Consider the following 15,712-nt stretch of genomic DNA (forward strand, 5'->3'; position numbering starts at 1 on the left):
GGGAGGCACGCAGGTCAGACCGCTGAAAACCCCCTCCATACGCCTCCCGCAAGGGGGTGGCCCCGCCTCCCCAGATCAGCACCGGAAGGGATTCCGCATGTACCCCGAACACCCCGCCCACGGCCGGTACGAGACGGCCGTGGACGTCCACCACCCACCCCGCTCACCCCCGTCGTCGCCGCGCCGGCGCCCCTCGTGCCCATGCAGCCGGGCAACGTCCCGACCGTGGCGAGCATCGTCCTGCCCGACGGGCGGGTCGTCACCGGCTACGCCATCAACCCCACCCAACCCGAACCCCTCGCGGCCAAGCCGCCCGTCTCCCGCGCGGCCGTGAACATCGCGCTCGGGGGGATCGGGTTCGGCGCGGTCTGTGGCGGGCTCCTGCTGCTCACTACGTTCATCGCCGCACTCACCGCGCTCATCACCCAACTGATCACGCTGGCCGCCGTCATCTTCGGCGGATGGATCGCTGTGCAGATCTTCTCCGCGAACGGCTCCAAGGGCGGGACCACGGTCAACATCCGCAAGGCCGTGATCAAGCGCAACCACTTCCACGGCTGACGGTTCAGCCGCTCGCCGCGCCGGCCCGCCGACGGTCCCGGCGGTACTGGAAGTACGGCTCGCTCACCGCGAAAGCGGCCGCATACAGCATCCCGCCGAGCCAGGCCAGACCCGTCAGGAAGTGCAGGACCACGACCCCCGCCGCGTAGAACGGCACGTTCCGGCAGAACACCCACAGGTGCCGCGTCCACGGCCGTCCTGCCCGCTCGCCCACCACACCGACGGGCTCCCTCGCCTGCTCCTCCATGCGCCGCTCCCCCTCAAAGAGCACACCTGCACATTCAACTGCCAACCACGCCAAGGGCGACCCCGCATCTCGCCAAAGAACTGGGTCGCCCTTGCCAACCAGCACCCGCCAAAGGAACTGGAGACATCCAGCATGACCCAACCCACCACCCTCCCGCGAGCCTTACCGCCGGAAGATCCCGCCGGGAACGATCACCAAGTGAAAGGACGGCCGCTATCACGCAGCCGCCTACGTCTACCGCCCCGACGGCACGCGGACCCGGAAGTTCGTCTACGGCAAAACCCGTTCCGAAGTCGCGGACAAACTGACCGAGTTGCAGGAGCTGACCCGTCAGGGCATCCCGGCCGCGTCATCAACGATGGCGTTCGGCGACTACCTGACGTACTGGTTGGCCACCGTTGCCCCGGAGCGGCTGAAGCCAGCAACGCTCAACAGCTACGAGGGTCTCTCTCGGCTCTACATCCGTCCCGCCCTGGGCAAAAAGCGGCTCAACCGGTTGTCACCGACGGACGTGCGACGGTTCCTGACTGAGTTCAAGGTCGCCTGTCTCTGCTGCTTGCGGGGCGCCGACAAGGAGCGAGCCGAGGACAAGCGGGTCTGCTGCGCTGTGGGCCGCTGCTGCAAGCGTCGGCCGTCGGCGCGCACGGTGCAGTACATCCACGCGGTGCTGAGGTCTGCACTGCAACAAGCGATGCGAGAGGAGCTGATCGCGAGGAACGTCGCTCGGATCGTAGAGACACCGACGGTTGACAGCCAGGAGGTTCGTCCCTTGGACGCGGCAGAGGTCCGGATGTTGCTCAAGGTCGCCCAGCCCCACCGCCTCTACGCGTTGTGGCTGTTGCTCGTATCCACAGGCTTGCGACGTGGGGAGGCTCTCGCCCTGACGTGGTCGGACATCGACCTCACCGCGGGAACACTCCGGGTCCGGCGGAACGTGCAGCGCATCCGGCGGGAACTCATCTTCGGCACTCCCAAGACGAAGCGCTCCGTGCGCACGATCTCACTGCCTCAACGCTGTGTGCGGGCTCTCACCGCACACCGCGAGCAGCAGGAACGCGAGCGCAAGGTCGCGGGGGCGAAGTGGAAGCCCACACCGGGGCAGCCAGCCGGACTCGTGTTCACCACGACGACCGGGGGTGTCACGGACCCAAGGGGCCTGAACCGGATGCTCACGATCTTGTGCCGTGACGCACGGGTGCGGCGGGTGCGGGTGCACGATCTGCGACACACATGCGCCTCTCTGCTGCTCGCCCAAGGCGTCGACGCCCGCACCATCATGGAGACGCTGGGCCACAGCACGATCACGATGACGCTGGACACGTACGCGCATGTGATGGGGACGGCTCTGCGGGCTGCGTCCGATCGGATGGACGACGTGTTGGGCCCCGACGTTTCCGAAGATGATCCGGAAGGCGAGAGCGCAGCCTGATCGGCGCAATCCGGGGACGTTGATGTCACCCGTTGATGTCAAAGGCCCCGCCGGTTGAACCGGCGGGGCCTTTGACCTGTGTGCACTCGGCAGGATTCGAACCTGCAACCTTCTGATCCGTAGTCAGATGCTCTATCCGTTAAGCTACGAGTGCTTGTTTTGTTTTTTTCCTGCTTCGTCCCGCTACCCGGGCTTTCGGCCCGCTCGCGGCGACAGGAAGAACATTACATGACTGCCGCCGCCATGTGAAATCCGTTTGCCGCACCCGTTGTGAGCTGGGCAAACGTGCCTCAGCAGGGGGTAACACCGAAGCCCCGGTCCAGGTGGACCGGGGCTTCGGATCTTGTGGCGGAGGCGGAGGGATTTGAACCCTCGATGGGCTTTAAGGCCCAAACCGCATTAGCAGTGCGGCGCCATAGACCGGACTAGGCGACGCCTCCAGCACAACCCCCCGCGCGAGCGCGAGTGGTGCGTGCAGATGATGACACAGCCGAGCGGGCTGTCACCAATCGGCTCCTACGGTACTAGGCAGGCGGGTCGCAGGGCAAAGCCGTAAGAGCCGTGGCGGCCCGCGCAACCGCGCGGCACGCGTGGCGTTAGTCAGGTCATGTTCCGTAGTCAGGGTCAGGTCATGATCCGTCGTCTCGTCCTCGCCGTCACCGCGTCCGCCGCCGCGGTGTCCGCCGTGCCCGCCATGCCCGTCGCCGCGTACGCGTACGCGGAATCCACCCCACCACTGACCCCGGCCCAGGCGGAGGCGCCTCCGCCGGTCCGTGCCGACGACGCGGGGGACCGGCTGACCGTGACCTTCCGCGACGCGGGAAGCGGTGCGGATAGGACGGACGGGGCGGACGGAGCGGACGGGACGTACGAGCTGCGGTGTCATCCCGCCGGCGGCAGCCACCCCGGCGCGGCCGAGGCCTGCGCGACGCTGGACCGGAGGACCACCTGGGGCAAGGACCCCTTCGCTCCGGTGGCGCCCGGCACGATGTGCACGATGACGTACGGCGGTCCGGCCACCGCGCATGTCTCCGGGACCTGGGCCGGGCGCCCCGTCGACGCGCGGTTCCACCGGGCCGACGGGTGTCAGATCGCGCGCTGGGACGCCTTGGTGCCTCTGCTGCCGGACACCCGTTCATAGGCGGCGCACGGCTCGGTCACGGTGATGTCATGGATCCGTGGAGGGAGCCATCAGGAAGCGAAGAGGGATCGACGAAGTCGAAATGCGCGGTCACAGCTTCTGCGTCTCTTCTGCGTGCGACCTCCCTCTCATCCGGCGCCGCCGGCGCGACCTCTGCCCGTAGACTCCCTCGCGTGACACGCTGCGGGACGGTTGGCAAGATGGCCCTCGCGGTCGGCAAGGTGCGGTAACAGGGAGGAAGCGTCTCGTGAGCAGCAGGCCATCCCGAGGCGCTGCTCGCCTCGCAGCCATACTGGACGCGCTGCCCGATGCGTTGGTGCTGGTCAACGCCAATGGGACCGTCGTCAACGCCAACAGCATCGCCCTGGAGGCCTTCGAGGCCCCGGGCACGGCTCTGGTGGGCCGGGGGCTGCTCGATCTGCTGCCGCAGTTCGACTCCCGGCTGATCCCGGGATCGATGCGGCGGCCCGAGACCATCGACCAGAGCGGGCGGACGAAGCCGACCCGGATGATCGCGCGCCGGACCGACGGCAGCGAGTTCCCGGTCGAAGTCACCAGCGCGAATCTGGAGAACGGCCAGCAGGCCTACGACAGCTACGGCCCGACCCCTGACGAGCTGCTCATGCTCGTCGTACGTGATCTGTCCGGCACCGTCGATACCGAGGCCGAACTCGCGCGTTCGCAGCGCCAGACCGAGATGATCCTGCGGGCCGCGGCCGAGGGTGTCGTCGGGACGGACACGGACGGGCGGGTCGTCCTCGTCAATCCGGCCGCCGCTCAGATACTCGGTTATCGGGCCAGCGATCTCGGCGGCCAGGACCTGCACGCCCTCATCCTTCACTCGCGCGCGGACGGCGAGCCCTTCGCGTACGAGGAGTCGCCGCTCGCCGACACCCTGCGCTCCGGGCGCAAGCACCGGGTGCGCGGGCAGGTGCTGTGGTCCAAGGCCGGGGACCAGGTGCCGGTCGACCTGACGACCGCGCCGGTCCGGGACGGGGATCAGCTCGTCGGCGCCGTCATGACCTTCACCGACCGGCGGCCGTACGACACCCTCGCGGAGGAGAAGGACGCCGAGGCGACGCGGCACGCGGAGGAGCTCGCGCGGATCGCGGACGAGCACGCGGCTGAGCTCGAGGCGCTGCGTGAGACGCATGCGGCCGAGCTGGCCGAGGTGGGCGAGCGGCACGAGGAGGAACTCGCCGCGGGCGACGAGCGGTACGCGGCACTCGGCGAGCGCGAGAAGGACCGGTACGAGGCGCTGACCGCCCGGCACGAACAGCTCCTCGCCGTGCTCGGGCAGTCCCTGCGTGGACCGCTCGACCAGCTGCGCGGCGAACTGTCGAAGCTCGCCGCCGACGACGCCGGACAGCTGTGGCCCGAGGCCAACCAGGTTCTGCACCACCTCGCCGCGGGCTATTCGCGGATCACCACTCTGGTCGACAACGTGCTCGGCTATCAGCGGCTGGACGCGGGCGCCGAGGACATCGTCCGTACGAAGGTCATGCTCGACGCGGTCGTCGCGGCCGGTGTCGACGGGGCGGTCGAACTGATCGGGCCCGGACGCGTGCAGTTCGCCGTGCACGCGCCGCCCATCGAGGCCGAGGTCGACCCGCAGCGGCTCGCCACCGCGCTCGCGCATCTCGTCGCGGACGTGGCGGGCGTCGACGCGACCGGCAACGCGCCGGTGTCCGCCGGCGGCTACATGGACAACACCGTCGTCGTGGCGGCGGCGCAGCGCGGCGAGGTCGTACGGATCGAGGTGCGCGGGCCGTACGCCGGGGGAGACCCGGTGCACGAGCCGATCGTGCGCGGGATCGTGCGCGCGCACGGCGGAGTGCTGCAGACGCACGAGGTACCGGGGATGAGCGGCAGCGCGTTCGTGCTCGAGGTGCCGATCGGGGGCGGAGCCGGGGCGGTCGCGCCGTCCGTGGAGGCCGAGGCCCAGGTCCAGCCCCAGATCGAGCCCCAGGTTCATGGCTCGACCGGTGCCGAGGTCGCCCTGCCCGAGCAGGCCTCGCATCAGAGCGGTGGCAGGCGCCGGGCCCGGCGGTCCTCTGTGGACGCCTTCCTGGAGAGCGAGGTCGCCACGGAGCTGCCGACGGCGTCCGATGCCGGTGCGGCCGCTCCCACCGGGCGGCGCCGGCGTCGTATGGCCGCGGAGCAGGAGACCGGCGCGGAGTCGGTGACAGCGGATCCGGCGGTTTCGGCGGTTCCAGCGGTTCCGGCGGCTTCGGCCGTAGCGATTCCGGCGCAGGGGTCGGGGGGCGAGGGCTCCGGTCACGGCGACGGCTCCGGTGGTACCGGGCGCCGACGCGGACGGCCGAGTCCGGCCGAGGGCGTCGGCGACGGTGTCTCCGAAGGCGCGGTCGTCATGGCGGCCGAGCACGCGGCGGGGACCGCGGCCGTGGGTACGGGGCTGGGCGGGACGGTGCCTCCGCAGGGGGTGCCCGTGCCCGCCGGGCGGCGTACGCGGCCGGACGGCGAACAGCATGCGCTGCCGCCCGCGTTGCCCGCGGCTCCCAGCGCGCCGCATACTCAGCCGAATTCTCAGGGGGGACCGGAGGCCGGTGTCTCCGCCGAAGGCGCCGGTGCGCAGCCGAACGGGCGGCGTCGGCGTGCGCTGGCCGCGGCGGCCGACCGCGCTGCGGCGCCGCAGGACGGGGGCGCCCGCCCGGTGTTCGCCCTTCCGCCTGCGGAGGCGGACCGCTCACCCGAGTACGTCCTGGCCCAACAGCAGGCCCAAAGGGCCCAGCAGCAGGCTCTTGAGCAGGCGGGCGACGCCATCGGCAGCGGCGCCGGCCACGACCAGAGTGACGAAGGCCGTCACGACGCGATGCCGCACGACCAGGCCGACGATCACACCCCGCCCCAGCCGCACCCCGTTTCCAACCCGACGGGCCGACGCCGCGCACGCCAGGCTCCGACGGTGGCTCCGGTGCAGTCGGATGCGGTGGGGACCTCCCCGCAGCGCGTCCCGGCGCAAGGCGTCCCGGCGCAGGCTGTCCCGGCGCAGGCTGTCCCGGCGCAGGGTGTACCGGCTCAGGGTGTACCGGCTCAGGGTGTACCGGCACAGCCGACCCCGGTGCCGGGAGTCCCTGCACCGGCCGCCGCGCAGGCCCCGGCCCCGGCTGCCCAGCCCTGGCCCACCCCGGGCGCCGACGACACCTCCGGCGCCGGGACCCCCGTACAGCCCGGAACCCCCGTACAGCCGGCCGCGCAGCCCGGCGTGCCCGCGCAACCCGCGCCCCCCGCCCCGGCGGCCACCCCACAGCCACAGATGCCCGCCCCCGCCGCGCCCCTCCCCCCGGAGCGGCCCACGCCGCCGCAGCCGCAGCGGGCCGCTCAGCCGCTGCCCGCGGAGGCCGCCGCGCCGGTCGATCCCAACTCGACGCAGGGACGCGCGATCAGCGTGCGGACGCTCGGGCAGGGCGTCCCGTTCAGCCGCCAGGCCGCGCCGAACCAGGGACAGCCCCAGGCACAGGCCGCCACGCCCCTTCCGCATCAGACCAACGGCTCCGGCCGTCGCCGCAAGCTCGGTACTCCCCCCGAGCCCGCCGCCGAGCGCCCGGAGACCGCGGCCCGTCCGCATCCGTCGGCCGGGCAGGCACCCGGGCCCAGGCTGCCCGGAGCCACCGAGGGCGCCGGACGGTCGTACGCCATAGGAGCCCCGGACAAAAACGCCGACGAAGGTCCCGAGCCGCTGGACGGTCCCGGCGGCGCGGTCGAGGTCGCCGATCAGCCGCAGCCGCGGCCCCTGGACGACGAGTTGCCGCCGGAACCGCTGGACAACCCGCGACGCCTGCTCGTGTGGCCCGCGCCGGACGTGACGACCCAGCAGGCGCTGAGCGACCGCGGCTACCGGCCCGTCATCGTGCACTCGCGCGAGGAGGTCGACGCGCAGATCGCCGCGTTCCCGGCCGCGCTCTTCGTCGACCCGCTGACCGGTCCGATCACGCGTACGGCACTCCAGTCGCTGCGGCAGGCCGCCGTCGCCGCCGAGGTGCCGGTGCTGGTGACGGCGGGACTGGGGCAGGCGACGCGCGAGGCGGCGTACGGCGCCGATCCCGCCGTGCTCCTGAAGGCGCTGGCGCCGCGGGACTCCGAGCAGCACCCGCCGCGCGTCCTGCTCATCGAGGAGCACGCGGAGATCGCGCTGGCACTGACCTCGACGCTCGAACGGCGCGGTATGCAGGTCGCGCGGGCGTCGACGGACGCGGACGCCGTGACGCTGGCCTCGCAGATGCGGCCGAACCTGGTCGTGATGGATCTGCTGCAGGTACAGCGTCGTCGTTCCGGGATCGTCGACTGGCTGCGGGCGAACGGGCAGTTGAACCGCACCCCGCTCGTCGTCTACACCGCCGCCGTCGACCGGGCCGAACTGCCGCGGCTCGCCGCGGGCGAGACGGTCCTGTTCCTCGCCGAGCGCTCGACGAGCGTCGAGGTGCAGGAGCGGATCGTCGACCTGCTCGCACGAATCGGTACGAACTGAGCGCGCTCACCGGGCGGTGAGCCGTCGTGCCACCGCCCGTACACGCTCGACTGGAAGACGGTTTCGATACGTCGATGAGCTGCGCGTACGCCGATGCGCTGTCCATACACCGGAGCGCTGTCCGTACGCCGGGCGGGGAGCCGTGGGGCGGGCACCCCGCCCGGCGTACGGGGCCGTGTCAGAGCTTCGTCACGTCCAGCTCGCCCTCGGCGTACTTCCGGCGCAGTACCTTTTTGTCGAACTTGCCGACGCTTGTCTTCGGGACCGACTCGATGATCGTCCAGCGCTCGGGAAGCTGCCACTTGGCGATCTTGGCCTCCTCGGCGAGGAAGGCACGCAGCGACGCGAAGTCGGCGGTGGCGCCCTGCTTGAGGACGACGGTGGCGAGGGGTCGCTCGCCCCACTTGTCGTCGGGGACGGCGACGACGGCGGCCTCGGCGACCTCCGGGTGGGACATGAGGGCGTTCTCCAGGTCGACGGACGAGATCCACTCGCCGCCGGACTTGATGACGTCCTTGGCACGGTCGGTGAGGGTCAGGAAGCCGTCGGGGCTGATCGTGCCGACGTCGCCGGTCTTGAGCCAGCCGTCCTCGCTGAACTTGTCGGCGGGACGGAGGACTTCGGCGCCCTGGCCGCCGTAGTACGCGCCTGCGATCCACGGGCCGCGCACCTCCAGCTCGCCCGCGGACTCGCCGTCCCAGGGGAGCCGCTCGCCGCCGGGGCCGGTGAGGCGGGCCTCGACGCCGGCCGGGAAACGGCCCTGGGTGAGGCGGTACGCGAACTCCTCGTCCGGGTCCACGACACCGGCCGGCGGCCGGGCGATCGTGCCGAGCGGCGAGGTCTCCGTCATGCCCCAGGCGTGGCAGACCCGCATGCCCAGCTTGTCGAAGGCCGCCATGAGCGAGGGCGGGCAGGCCGAGCCGCCGATGGTGACCTGGGTGAGGGAGGAGACGTCCCGGGGCTTGGCGTGCAGCTCACCGAGCAGGCCCTGCCAGATGGTGGGGACGGCCGCGGCGTGCGTCGGCCGCTCGGTCTCGATCATCTCGGCGAGCGGCGCGGGCTGGAGGAAACGGTCCGGCATGAGCATGTTGATGCCGGTCATGAACGTGGCGTGCGGCAGGCCCCAGGCGTTGACGTGGAACTGCGGGACCACGACCAGCGAGGTGTCCTGGTCGGTGAGCCCCATCGACTGCGCCATGTTGACCTGCATGGAGTGCAGGTAGATCGAACGGTGGGAGTAGATGACACCCTTGGGGTCGCCGGTCGTGCCGGAGGTGTAACACATGGCCGCGGCGGCGCGCTCGTCCAGCTCCGGCCAGTCGTACGTGGTCGGCTTGCCCGCGATCAGCTCCTCGTACTCGTGCACCCGCACGCTCGCTCCGGCGAGCAGCGACCGGTCGCCGGGCCCCGAGACGACCACGTGCTCGACCGTCTGCAGATGAGGGAGCAGCGGCGCCAGCAGCGGAAGCAGCGAGCCATTGGCGATGATCACGCGGTCGGCGGCATGGCCGACGATGAAGACGAGCTGCTCCGCGGGCAGGCGGAGGTTGAGCGTGTGCAGCACCGCCCCCATGGAGGGGATCGCGTAGTACGCCTCCACGTGCTCGGCGTTGTTCCACATCAGCGTCGCCACGCGGTCGTCGCCCTCGATCCCGAGGTCCTCGCGCAGGGCATGCGCCAGCTGGGCCGCCCGGGCCCCGATCTCGGCGTAGGAGCGGCGCTGCGGCTCTCCCTCACCTGTCCAGGTGATCACCTGCGATGTGCCGTGGATGACCGACCCGTGGGTCAGGATCCTCGAAATCAGCAGCGGTACGTCCTGCATCGTGCTCAGCACGGTGTCCTCCCGGGGCGACATTGCCTACGAGGCGGTAAGGGTTGCGCTGATTCTGCGCACATACCGTTCGGTATGTCACTAGTTCCGGGCGATCGATCAGGTTACAGGGCCCACCGGGGGGCACCACAAAGGCTCAGGGGCACCGACAGGCTCCAGGAGAGGTCACCGCACAGGCTCGAGTAGAGGTCACCGCACAGGCTCCAGCTCAGGGTCCTCGCGCAACTTGCTCAGCGCCCGCGACACCGCTGACTTGACCGTCCCGATGGAGACACCGAGCACCTCCGCCGTCTGCGCCTCGCTCAGGTCCTCGTAGTACCGCAGTACGACCATCGCCCGCTGCCGCGCCGGCAGCTTCATGATCGCGCGCCACATCGCGTCGTGCAGCGCCTGCTGCTCGGCCGGGTCCCCGGCGGGCATCCCCTCCGGTTCCGGCATTTCGTCGCACGCGAACTCGTCGACCTTGCGCTTGCGCCACTGCGACGTCCGGGTGTTCAGCAGCGCACGCCGTACATAGCCGTCGAGCGCCCGGTGGTCCTCGATCCGCTCCCACGCGACATACGTCTTGGCCAGCGCGGTCTGCAGCAGGTCCTCCGCGTCGCTCGGGTTCGCGGTCAGCGACCGGGCGGTACGCAGCAGCACCGGCTGACGGGCCTTCATGTACGACGAGAACGACGGGTATGCCGCGTACGGAAGGGTCCGCGTCGCGACGTTCGCAGCGCTGGTGCAGACGAGTGTGGTCATGGCTCCACGCTAGGAGTGCCCCCTACTCTTTCGGATCGGCCGCAGGTCCCGAAGCCGTGTCCCCCTCAGGTTGTAGGAAGGGGGTTGACCCCACCTCCTGAGGGTGGATGAGCGGCGCCTGCACCCTGAGGGTTCATCCCTGAGAGACGAGTACCGGGGTAGTACACCTCCTACTCCTCCCCTGTTCCTTCCCCCGTTCCTTCCCCCGTTCCTTCCCTTATTCCGTACCCAGGATCAGCCCCGACGTGGGGACCCCGGTGCCCGCGGTGACCAGGGTCCGGCGGGCGCCCGGTATCTGGTTCACGGACGTGCCGCGCAACTGTCTTACCGCCTCCGCCACCCCGTTCATCCCGTGCAGATACGCCTCCCCGAGCTGCCCTCCGTGCGTGTTCAGCGGCAGCCGCTCCGCGGCGACGAAGTCCGCGGCCTCCCCCGGCTCGCAGAACCCGAACTCCTCCAGCTGCGACAGCACGAACGGCGTGAAGTGGTCGTACAGGATCCCCACGTCGATGTCCGTAGGGGCCAGCCCTGAGGTCCGCCACAGCTGCCGCGCCACCACCCCCATCTCCGGCAGCCCGGTCAGATCGTCCCGGTAGAAGCTCGTCATCTGTTCCTGCGCTCGGCCCGCGCCCTGGGCGGCCGCCGTGATCACCGCGGGCGGGTTCGGCAGATCACGGGCACGCTCCAGGGAGGTGACCACCAGCGCCTGGCCTCCGTCCGTCTCCTGGCAGCAGTCCAGCAGCCGCAGCGGCTCCACGATCCACCGCGAGGCCGCGTGCTCGGCGAGCGTGATCGGTCTGCCGTGGAAGTACGCCGCCGGATTCGTCGCCGCGTACTTCCGATCCACCACGGCGACATGGCCGAACGCCTCGGGCGTCAGTCCGTACCTGTGCAGATACCGCTGGGCCGCCATCGCCACCCAGGAGGCAGGCGTGAGCAGCCCGAACGGCAGGGACCACCCCAACGCCACCCCTTCCGCCGACGGCTCCCGCTGCTGCACCCCGGCACCGAACCTCCGTCCCGACCGCTCATTGAACGCGCGGTAGCAGACCACGACCTCGGCCACCCCCGTCACCACCGCGAGCGCCGCCTGCTGCACGGTCGCGCAGGCCGCCCCGCCTCCGTAGTGGACCCGCGAGAAGAAGGACAGCTCTCCGATCCCGGCTGCCTGGGCGACGGTGATCTCCGGGCTGGTGTCCATCGTGAACGTGACCATCCCGTCCACATCGGCCGGCGCCAGCCCGGCGTCGTCGAGCGCCGCCCGCACCGCCTCCACGGCGAGCCGCAGCTCACTGCGCCCGGAGTCCTTGGAGAACTCGGTGGCGCCGATCCCGACGATCGCCGCCCTTCCGCCAAGGCCGTCCCTCGTCCGTACGCTCACGACACGGCTCCCGCCGGGGAGGAGGGGACCGGGGCGCCGGCCGTGACCGTCACGGTCACCGCGCCGGTGACGTGCTTGCCGATGCCGTTCGCCCCGACGACCTTCACCGTGACGGTGTCGCCGCCGAACTCCTCGACCGTGCCGGTCAAGACCATGGTGTCGCCGGGGTAGTTGGGCGCCCCGAGGCGTATGGCCACCTTGCGGAGAGTCGCGCTCGGGCCGAAGTGATCGGTGACGTACCGCCCGACCAGCCCATTGGTCGTCAGGATGTTCATGAAGATGTCCGGCGAACCCTTCTCCCTCGCCAGCTCCGCGTCGTGGTGCACGTCCTGATAGTCGCGCGATGCGATGGCCCCGGCGACGATCAGCGTGCGGGTGATCTCGATCTCCAGCGGTGGCAGCCGGTCACCGATCCTCAGGTCCGCCGTCACGACTCCCCCTCTCCGCGCTCTCTCCACTCACGATCAACTGACCCAACTCCTGCAAGACTTCACTCCCACACCCCAGATACGCGTCCAGCTGTCTTCCCCACAGGAAGTGCCGATGCACGGGGTGCTCCAGGTCGGCCCCCGTCCCGCCGTGCAGATGCTGGCCCGTGTGCACGACCCGCTGCCCCGCCTCGGACGCCCACCATGCGGCGGTCAGGGCGTGCGTCGCGTACGCGAGCCCCTCGTCGCGCCGCCATGCGGCCTCGTACGCCGTCACCCGTATCGCCTCGGTGTCCATGTACGCGTCGGCTGCCCGAAGCTGGACCGCTTGCTTGGCGGCGAGCGGGCGCCCGAACTGCTCGCGTGTATTGGTGTGCTCCACGGCTCTGGCCAGCGACCCCGCGCACACTCCGGCCTGCAGCCCCGCGAAGGCGGTACGGGCGGTGGCGAGCACGTCGTCATACGTGCCGTCGTCCCACGTGTCGTCGTCCCACGCACCGTCGCCATACGTGCCTTCGCCATACGCGCCGTCATCGCCGTCGTGATGCGCGCCGCCGTCCCCACCCAGCGGCTCAGCCGGTGTCCCGTCGAGGGTCAGCCGACCTGCCGACCAGGGCGCCGTCAGCTCCACCGGCGCGCACCGTGCATCCGCGGTCCGCGCCAGCCACAGTCGACGCCGGTCGTCCGCGACGAGCACGTGGGTGGCGTCCCGCAACCACGGCACCACGGGGACAGTTCCACTCAACCGCCCCGGCGCTCCCCTCCGTACCTCTCCGGCCCGCACCGCGCCCGGCTCGAACACCGCCCCGCACACCACCACCGTCCCGTCCCCGATCCCGGGCAGCAGCCGCTCCCGCTGCTCCGGTGAACCGTGGGCGGCCACCGCCAGCAGCCCGTACACACAGCTCGCCGCGAACGGAACCTGGGCCGTGGTCCGCCCCTGCTCCTCCAGGAGGAGCACCAGACCGAGAAGCCCGGTGTCCTGCACGGCCGACACCAGCCCGGCCGCACACAGCGCCTTCCACAACTCGACGTCACTGCCGGTCCCCGCCGCGGCGAGCCGCTCGTGCGTGGAGAGGTCGCCGAAGATCCGCGCGGCCAGATCACGGGCGGCCGTCTGCTCCTCGGTGGGCGTGAAGTCCATGTCAGCACTCACCACCTTCCGCACGTCCACCGAGGTCACGTGAGTCACCGCCCCGGAAGACCGGCAGCACCAACTCCTCGTCACACCGCTCGAATTGGAGTCGCACGGGCATCCCGATCCGCACCTTGTCGTACGGCACCCCGATCACGTTGCTCACGATCCGCACGCCCTCGGCGAGCTCGATCAGAGCGACCGCGTAGGGAGGGGAGAAGGCCGGGAAGGGCGGATGATGCATGACCACGTACGAGTAGACGGTCCCGTCGCCGCTCGCCTCGACCGTGTCCCACTCCAGGCAGCCGCACGCGGCGCACCCCGGCAGCCAGGGAAACCGCAGGGCCCCGCAGGCGCCGCATCGCTGGATCAGCAGCTGATGCCGCCCGACGCCCTCCCAGAAACCCGCGTTGTCCCGATTGACCACTGGGCGGGGGCGCCTGACGGTCGGCTTCCTCCGCGTCGGCGCGTATTTGAGGATCCGGAACCGATGGGTGCCCGCAGGCTCCCCTCCCGCTCGTACGTCCATCCGCGTCGTGACGAAGTGCCCCGTGCCCAGCTTGGTCGTCTTGCGCTCGGAGACCGACTCGATCACGGCGTCGAAGGTGATCTCGTCACCGGGCCGCAGCGGCCGCAGATACTCCTGCTCGCAGTCGGTGGCGACCACGGAGGTGTACCCGGCGTCGTCGAGCAGCCCGAGCAGCTCCTCGTACGCGTCCGAACGGGCGACGTGCCCGGAGAGGCCGCCCATCGTCCACACCTGGAGCATGGTGGGCGGCGCCACGGCGTCGGGTCCCTCATACGCCGGATTGGTGTCGCCCATCGCCTCGCACCAGTGCCGGATCATCGGCTCGTTGACCGGGTCCTTGCCCATGCCCGCGACGGCGGCCGCGCGCCCCTCGTACGCCTTGAGACGCATCCCCCACTCGTCACTCACGTCGCTCACCGCCGCCCCCTCATCATCCCGAGCCGCATGGTCGCCACGATCTCCCGCTGCACCTCGCTCACCCCGCCCCCGAACGTGTTGATCTGCGCCGCCCTGTTCATCCGCTCCAGCTCGCCGTCCCCGAACATCCCCGGCGAACCGGAGCGCACCAGCGCATCCGCTCCCACAATTTCCTGACACATTCGGTACACCGCGACCGCCGATTCGGTTCCCACCACTTTCACGCCGCTCGCGTCGCCCGGGGCCGGCCGACCGGCCCCGACATCCCCCACCAAACGCCAGTTGAGCAGGCGTGATGCCGCCAGCCGGGCATGCACCTCGGCCAGCCTCGAGCGCACCCACGGCTCGTCAACCCGACGCCGACCCGTCACCGGATCGGGGGTGAGCGCCGCCTCCAGCGCGGCCGCGTAGAAGTCCTCCGCCTGCATCCCGATCGCGGCAAGCGCGACCCGCTCATGGTTGAGCTGGTGGGTGATGAGACCCCAGCCGCCGTTCTCCTCCCCGACGAGATGCGTGGCGGGGACACGGACGCCGTCGTAATACGTGGCCGTGGTGGTCAGCCCGCCCACCGTCTCGATCGGCGTCCAGGAGAACCCGGGCGCGTCCGTGGGCACGAGGATGATCGAGATGCCCCGGTGCTTGGGCGCGTCGGCGTCGGTGCGGCAGGCCAGCCAGATCCAGTCGGCGTTCTGGGCGTTGGAGGTGAAGATCTTCTGCCCGTCGATCAGCCAGTACTCACCCTCCGGCTCCGCGCCCTCCGGCACCGCACGCGTCCGCAGCGAGGCGAGGTCCGTCCCCGCCGAGGGCTCCGAGTACCCGATCGCGAAGACGAGGTCCCCGCTCAGGATGCGCGGCAGGAAGTACTCCTTCTGCTCCGGGCTCCCGTACTCCATGAGGGTCGGCCCGACGGTGTTCAGCGTGACCATCGAAACCGGCACACCGGCCCGGTACGCCTCGTCGAAGAACACGAACTGCTCGTCCGCGCCGCGCCCTTGCCCGCCGTACGCGACGGGCCAGCCGAGCCCGAGCATCCCGTCGGCGCCGATGCGGCGCAGCAGGGCACGCCGCCGCCCGGGGTCGTCGGCGGACGGAGGCCCCTCGGGCATCAGGTCCCGGAAGTACGCACGCAGCTCGGCGCGCAGCCGTTGCTGGCGCTCGGTGGGGGCGAGGTGCACGGCGGCGGCCCTCCCGGACCTCGTACGAACAAGGGTTTCTGACTGTCCGTCAGACAATGGGGACTGTCAAGGTCACCGGACACCCGTGCGCAGGAGACGCACGGCAGAAGGCGGCACTCGCACGGCACCCGAAAAAACGTCTGCGCGACGGCACCGAAGTACCGCCGCGCAGACGCGTTACACCCCAGAAAGCACACCCCACACG

The 15,712-nt window shown here is 70.8% G+C and carries 11 protein-coding genes, 2 tRNA genes and 1 pseudogene; 4 read left to right on the forward strand and 10 right to left on the reverse strand.

Features of this window, described 5'->3' with window-relative positions:
* The first annotated feature begins 97 nt into the window (after window positions 1-97).
* Window positions 98-561: pseudogene (locus ACX28W_RS05590) on the forward strand (hypothetical protein).
* 4 nt (window positions 562-565) lie between these two features.
* Here ACX28W_RS05590 and ACX28W_RS05595 read toward each other — a convergent pair.
* Window positions 566-808: a hypothetical protein gene (locus ACX28W_RS05595; RefSeq protein ID WP_458997623.1), complete on the reverse strand. Its 243-nt coding sequence runs from the start codon at window positions 806-808 to the stop codon at window positions 566-568.
* A 358-nt stretch (window positions 809-1,166) separates the two neighbouring features.
* Between ACX28W_RS05595 and ACX28W_RS05600 the strand changes: the two genes are divergently transcribed.
* Window positions 1,167-2,237 carry a tyrosine-type recombinase/integrase gene (locus ACX28W_RS05600; protein ID WP_458997624.1) on the forward strand — a complete coding sequence of 357 codons (1,071 nt, stop codon included), beginning with the start codon at window positions 1,167-1,169 and terminating at the stop codon, window positions 2,235-2,237.
* An 81-nt stretch (window positions 2,238-2,318) separates the two neighbouring features.
* Here ACX28W_RS05600 and ACX28W_RS05605 read toward each other — a convergent pair.
* Together ACX28W_RS05605 and ACX28W_RS05610 are read right to left on the reverse strand one after the other, a co-directional pair.
* A tRNA-Arg gene (locus tag ACX28W_RS05605) sits at window positions 2,319-2,391 on the reverse strand.
* 192 nt (window positions 2,392-2,583) lie between these two features.
* Window positions 2,584-2,677: transfer RNA gene (locus ACX28W_RS05610), tRNA-Ser, on the reverse strand.
* 191 nt (window positions 2,678-2,868) lie between these two features.
* Here ACX28W_RS05610 and ACX28W_RS05615 point away from each other — a divergent pair.
* Window positions 2,869-3,378, forward strand: a complete 510-nt coding sequence (locus ACX28W_RS05615) for an SSI family serine proteinase inhibitor (RefSeq protein ID WP_458997625.1) — start codon at window positions 2,869-2,871, stop codon at window positions 3,376-3,378.
* Window positions 3,379-3,625: 247 nt separating this feature from the next.
* Window positions 3,626-7,867 (forward strand): hybrid sensor histidine kinase/response regulator, encoded by a 4,242-nt coding sequence (locus ACX28W_RS05620; RefSeq protein WP_458997626.1) that lies wholly within the window; start codon window positions 3,626-3,628, stop codon window positions 7,865-7,867.
* Window positions 7,868-8,045: 178 nt separating this feature from the next.
* Here the strand turns inward: ACX28W_RS05620 and ACX28W_RS05625 are convergent, their stop codons facing one another.
* The 7 genes from ACX28W_RS05625 to ACX28W_RS05655 all read right to left on the reverse strand — a co-directional run bounded on the left by ACX28W_RS05625 (window position 8,046) and on the right by ACX28W_RS05655 (window position 15,507).
* Window positions 8,046-9,722, reverse strand: coding sequence for a long-chain fatty acid--CoA ligase (locus tag ACX28W_RS05625; RefSeq protein ID WP_458997627.1), 1,677 nt, complete (start codon window positions 9,720-9,722; stop codon window positions 8,046-8,048).
* 165 nt (window positions 9,723-9,887) lie between these two features.
* Entirely contained in the window at window positions 9,888-10,442 is a 555-nt protein-coding gene (locus tag ACX28W_RS05630) for a SigE family RNA polymerase sigma factor (RefSeq protein WP_458997628.1), read from the reverse strand.
* A 217-nt stretch (window positions 10,443-10,659) separates the two neighbouring features.
* Entirely contained in the window at window positions 10,660-11,823 is a 1,164-nt protein-coding gene (locus ACX28W_RS05635; protein ID WP_458997629.1) for a lipid-transfer protein, read from the reverse strand.
* Window positions 11,820-12,242 carry a MaoC family dehydratase gene (locus ACX28W_RS05640; RefSeq protein WP_458997764.1) on the reverse strand — a complete coding sequence of 141 codons (423 nt, stop codon included), beginning with the start codon at window positions 12,240-12,242 and terminating at the stop codon, window positions 11,820-11,822. Before ACX28W_RS05640 ends, ACX28W_RS05635 begins: the two co-directional genes overlap by 4 nt.
* Entirely contained in the window at window positions 12,229-13,395 is a 1,167-nt protein-coding gene (locus ACX28W_RS05645) for an acyl-CoA dehydrogenase family protein (protein ID WP_458997630.1), read from the reverse strand. The genes ACX28W_RS05640 and ACX28W_RS05645 overlap by 14 nt, the downstream gene beginning before the upstream one ends.
* A 1-nt stretch (window position 13,396) precedes the next feature.
* Complete coding sequence (locus ACX28W_RS05650; protein ID WP_458997765.1) at window positions 13,397-14,305, reverse strand: bifunctional MaoC family dehydratase N-terminal/OB-fold nucleic acid binding domain-containing protein; 909 nt, start codon at window positions 14,303-14,305, stop codon at window positions 13,397-13,399.
* Between the two features lie 23 nt (window positions 14,306-14,328).
* Window positions 14,329-15,507 (reverse strand): acyl-CoA dehydrogenase family protein, encoded by a 1,179-nt coding sequence (locus tag ACX28W_RS05655; RefSeq protein WP_458997631.1) that lies wholly within the window; start codon window positions 15,505-15,507, stop codon window positions 14,329-14,331.
* Window positions 15,508-15,712: the final 205 nt, after the last annotated feature.

The organism is Streptomyces sp. SD15 (assembly GCF_054462255.1).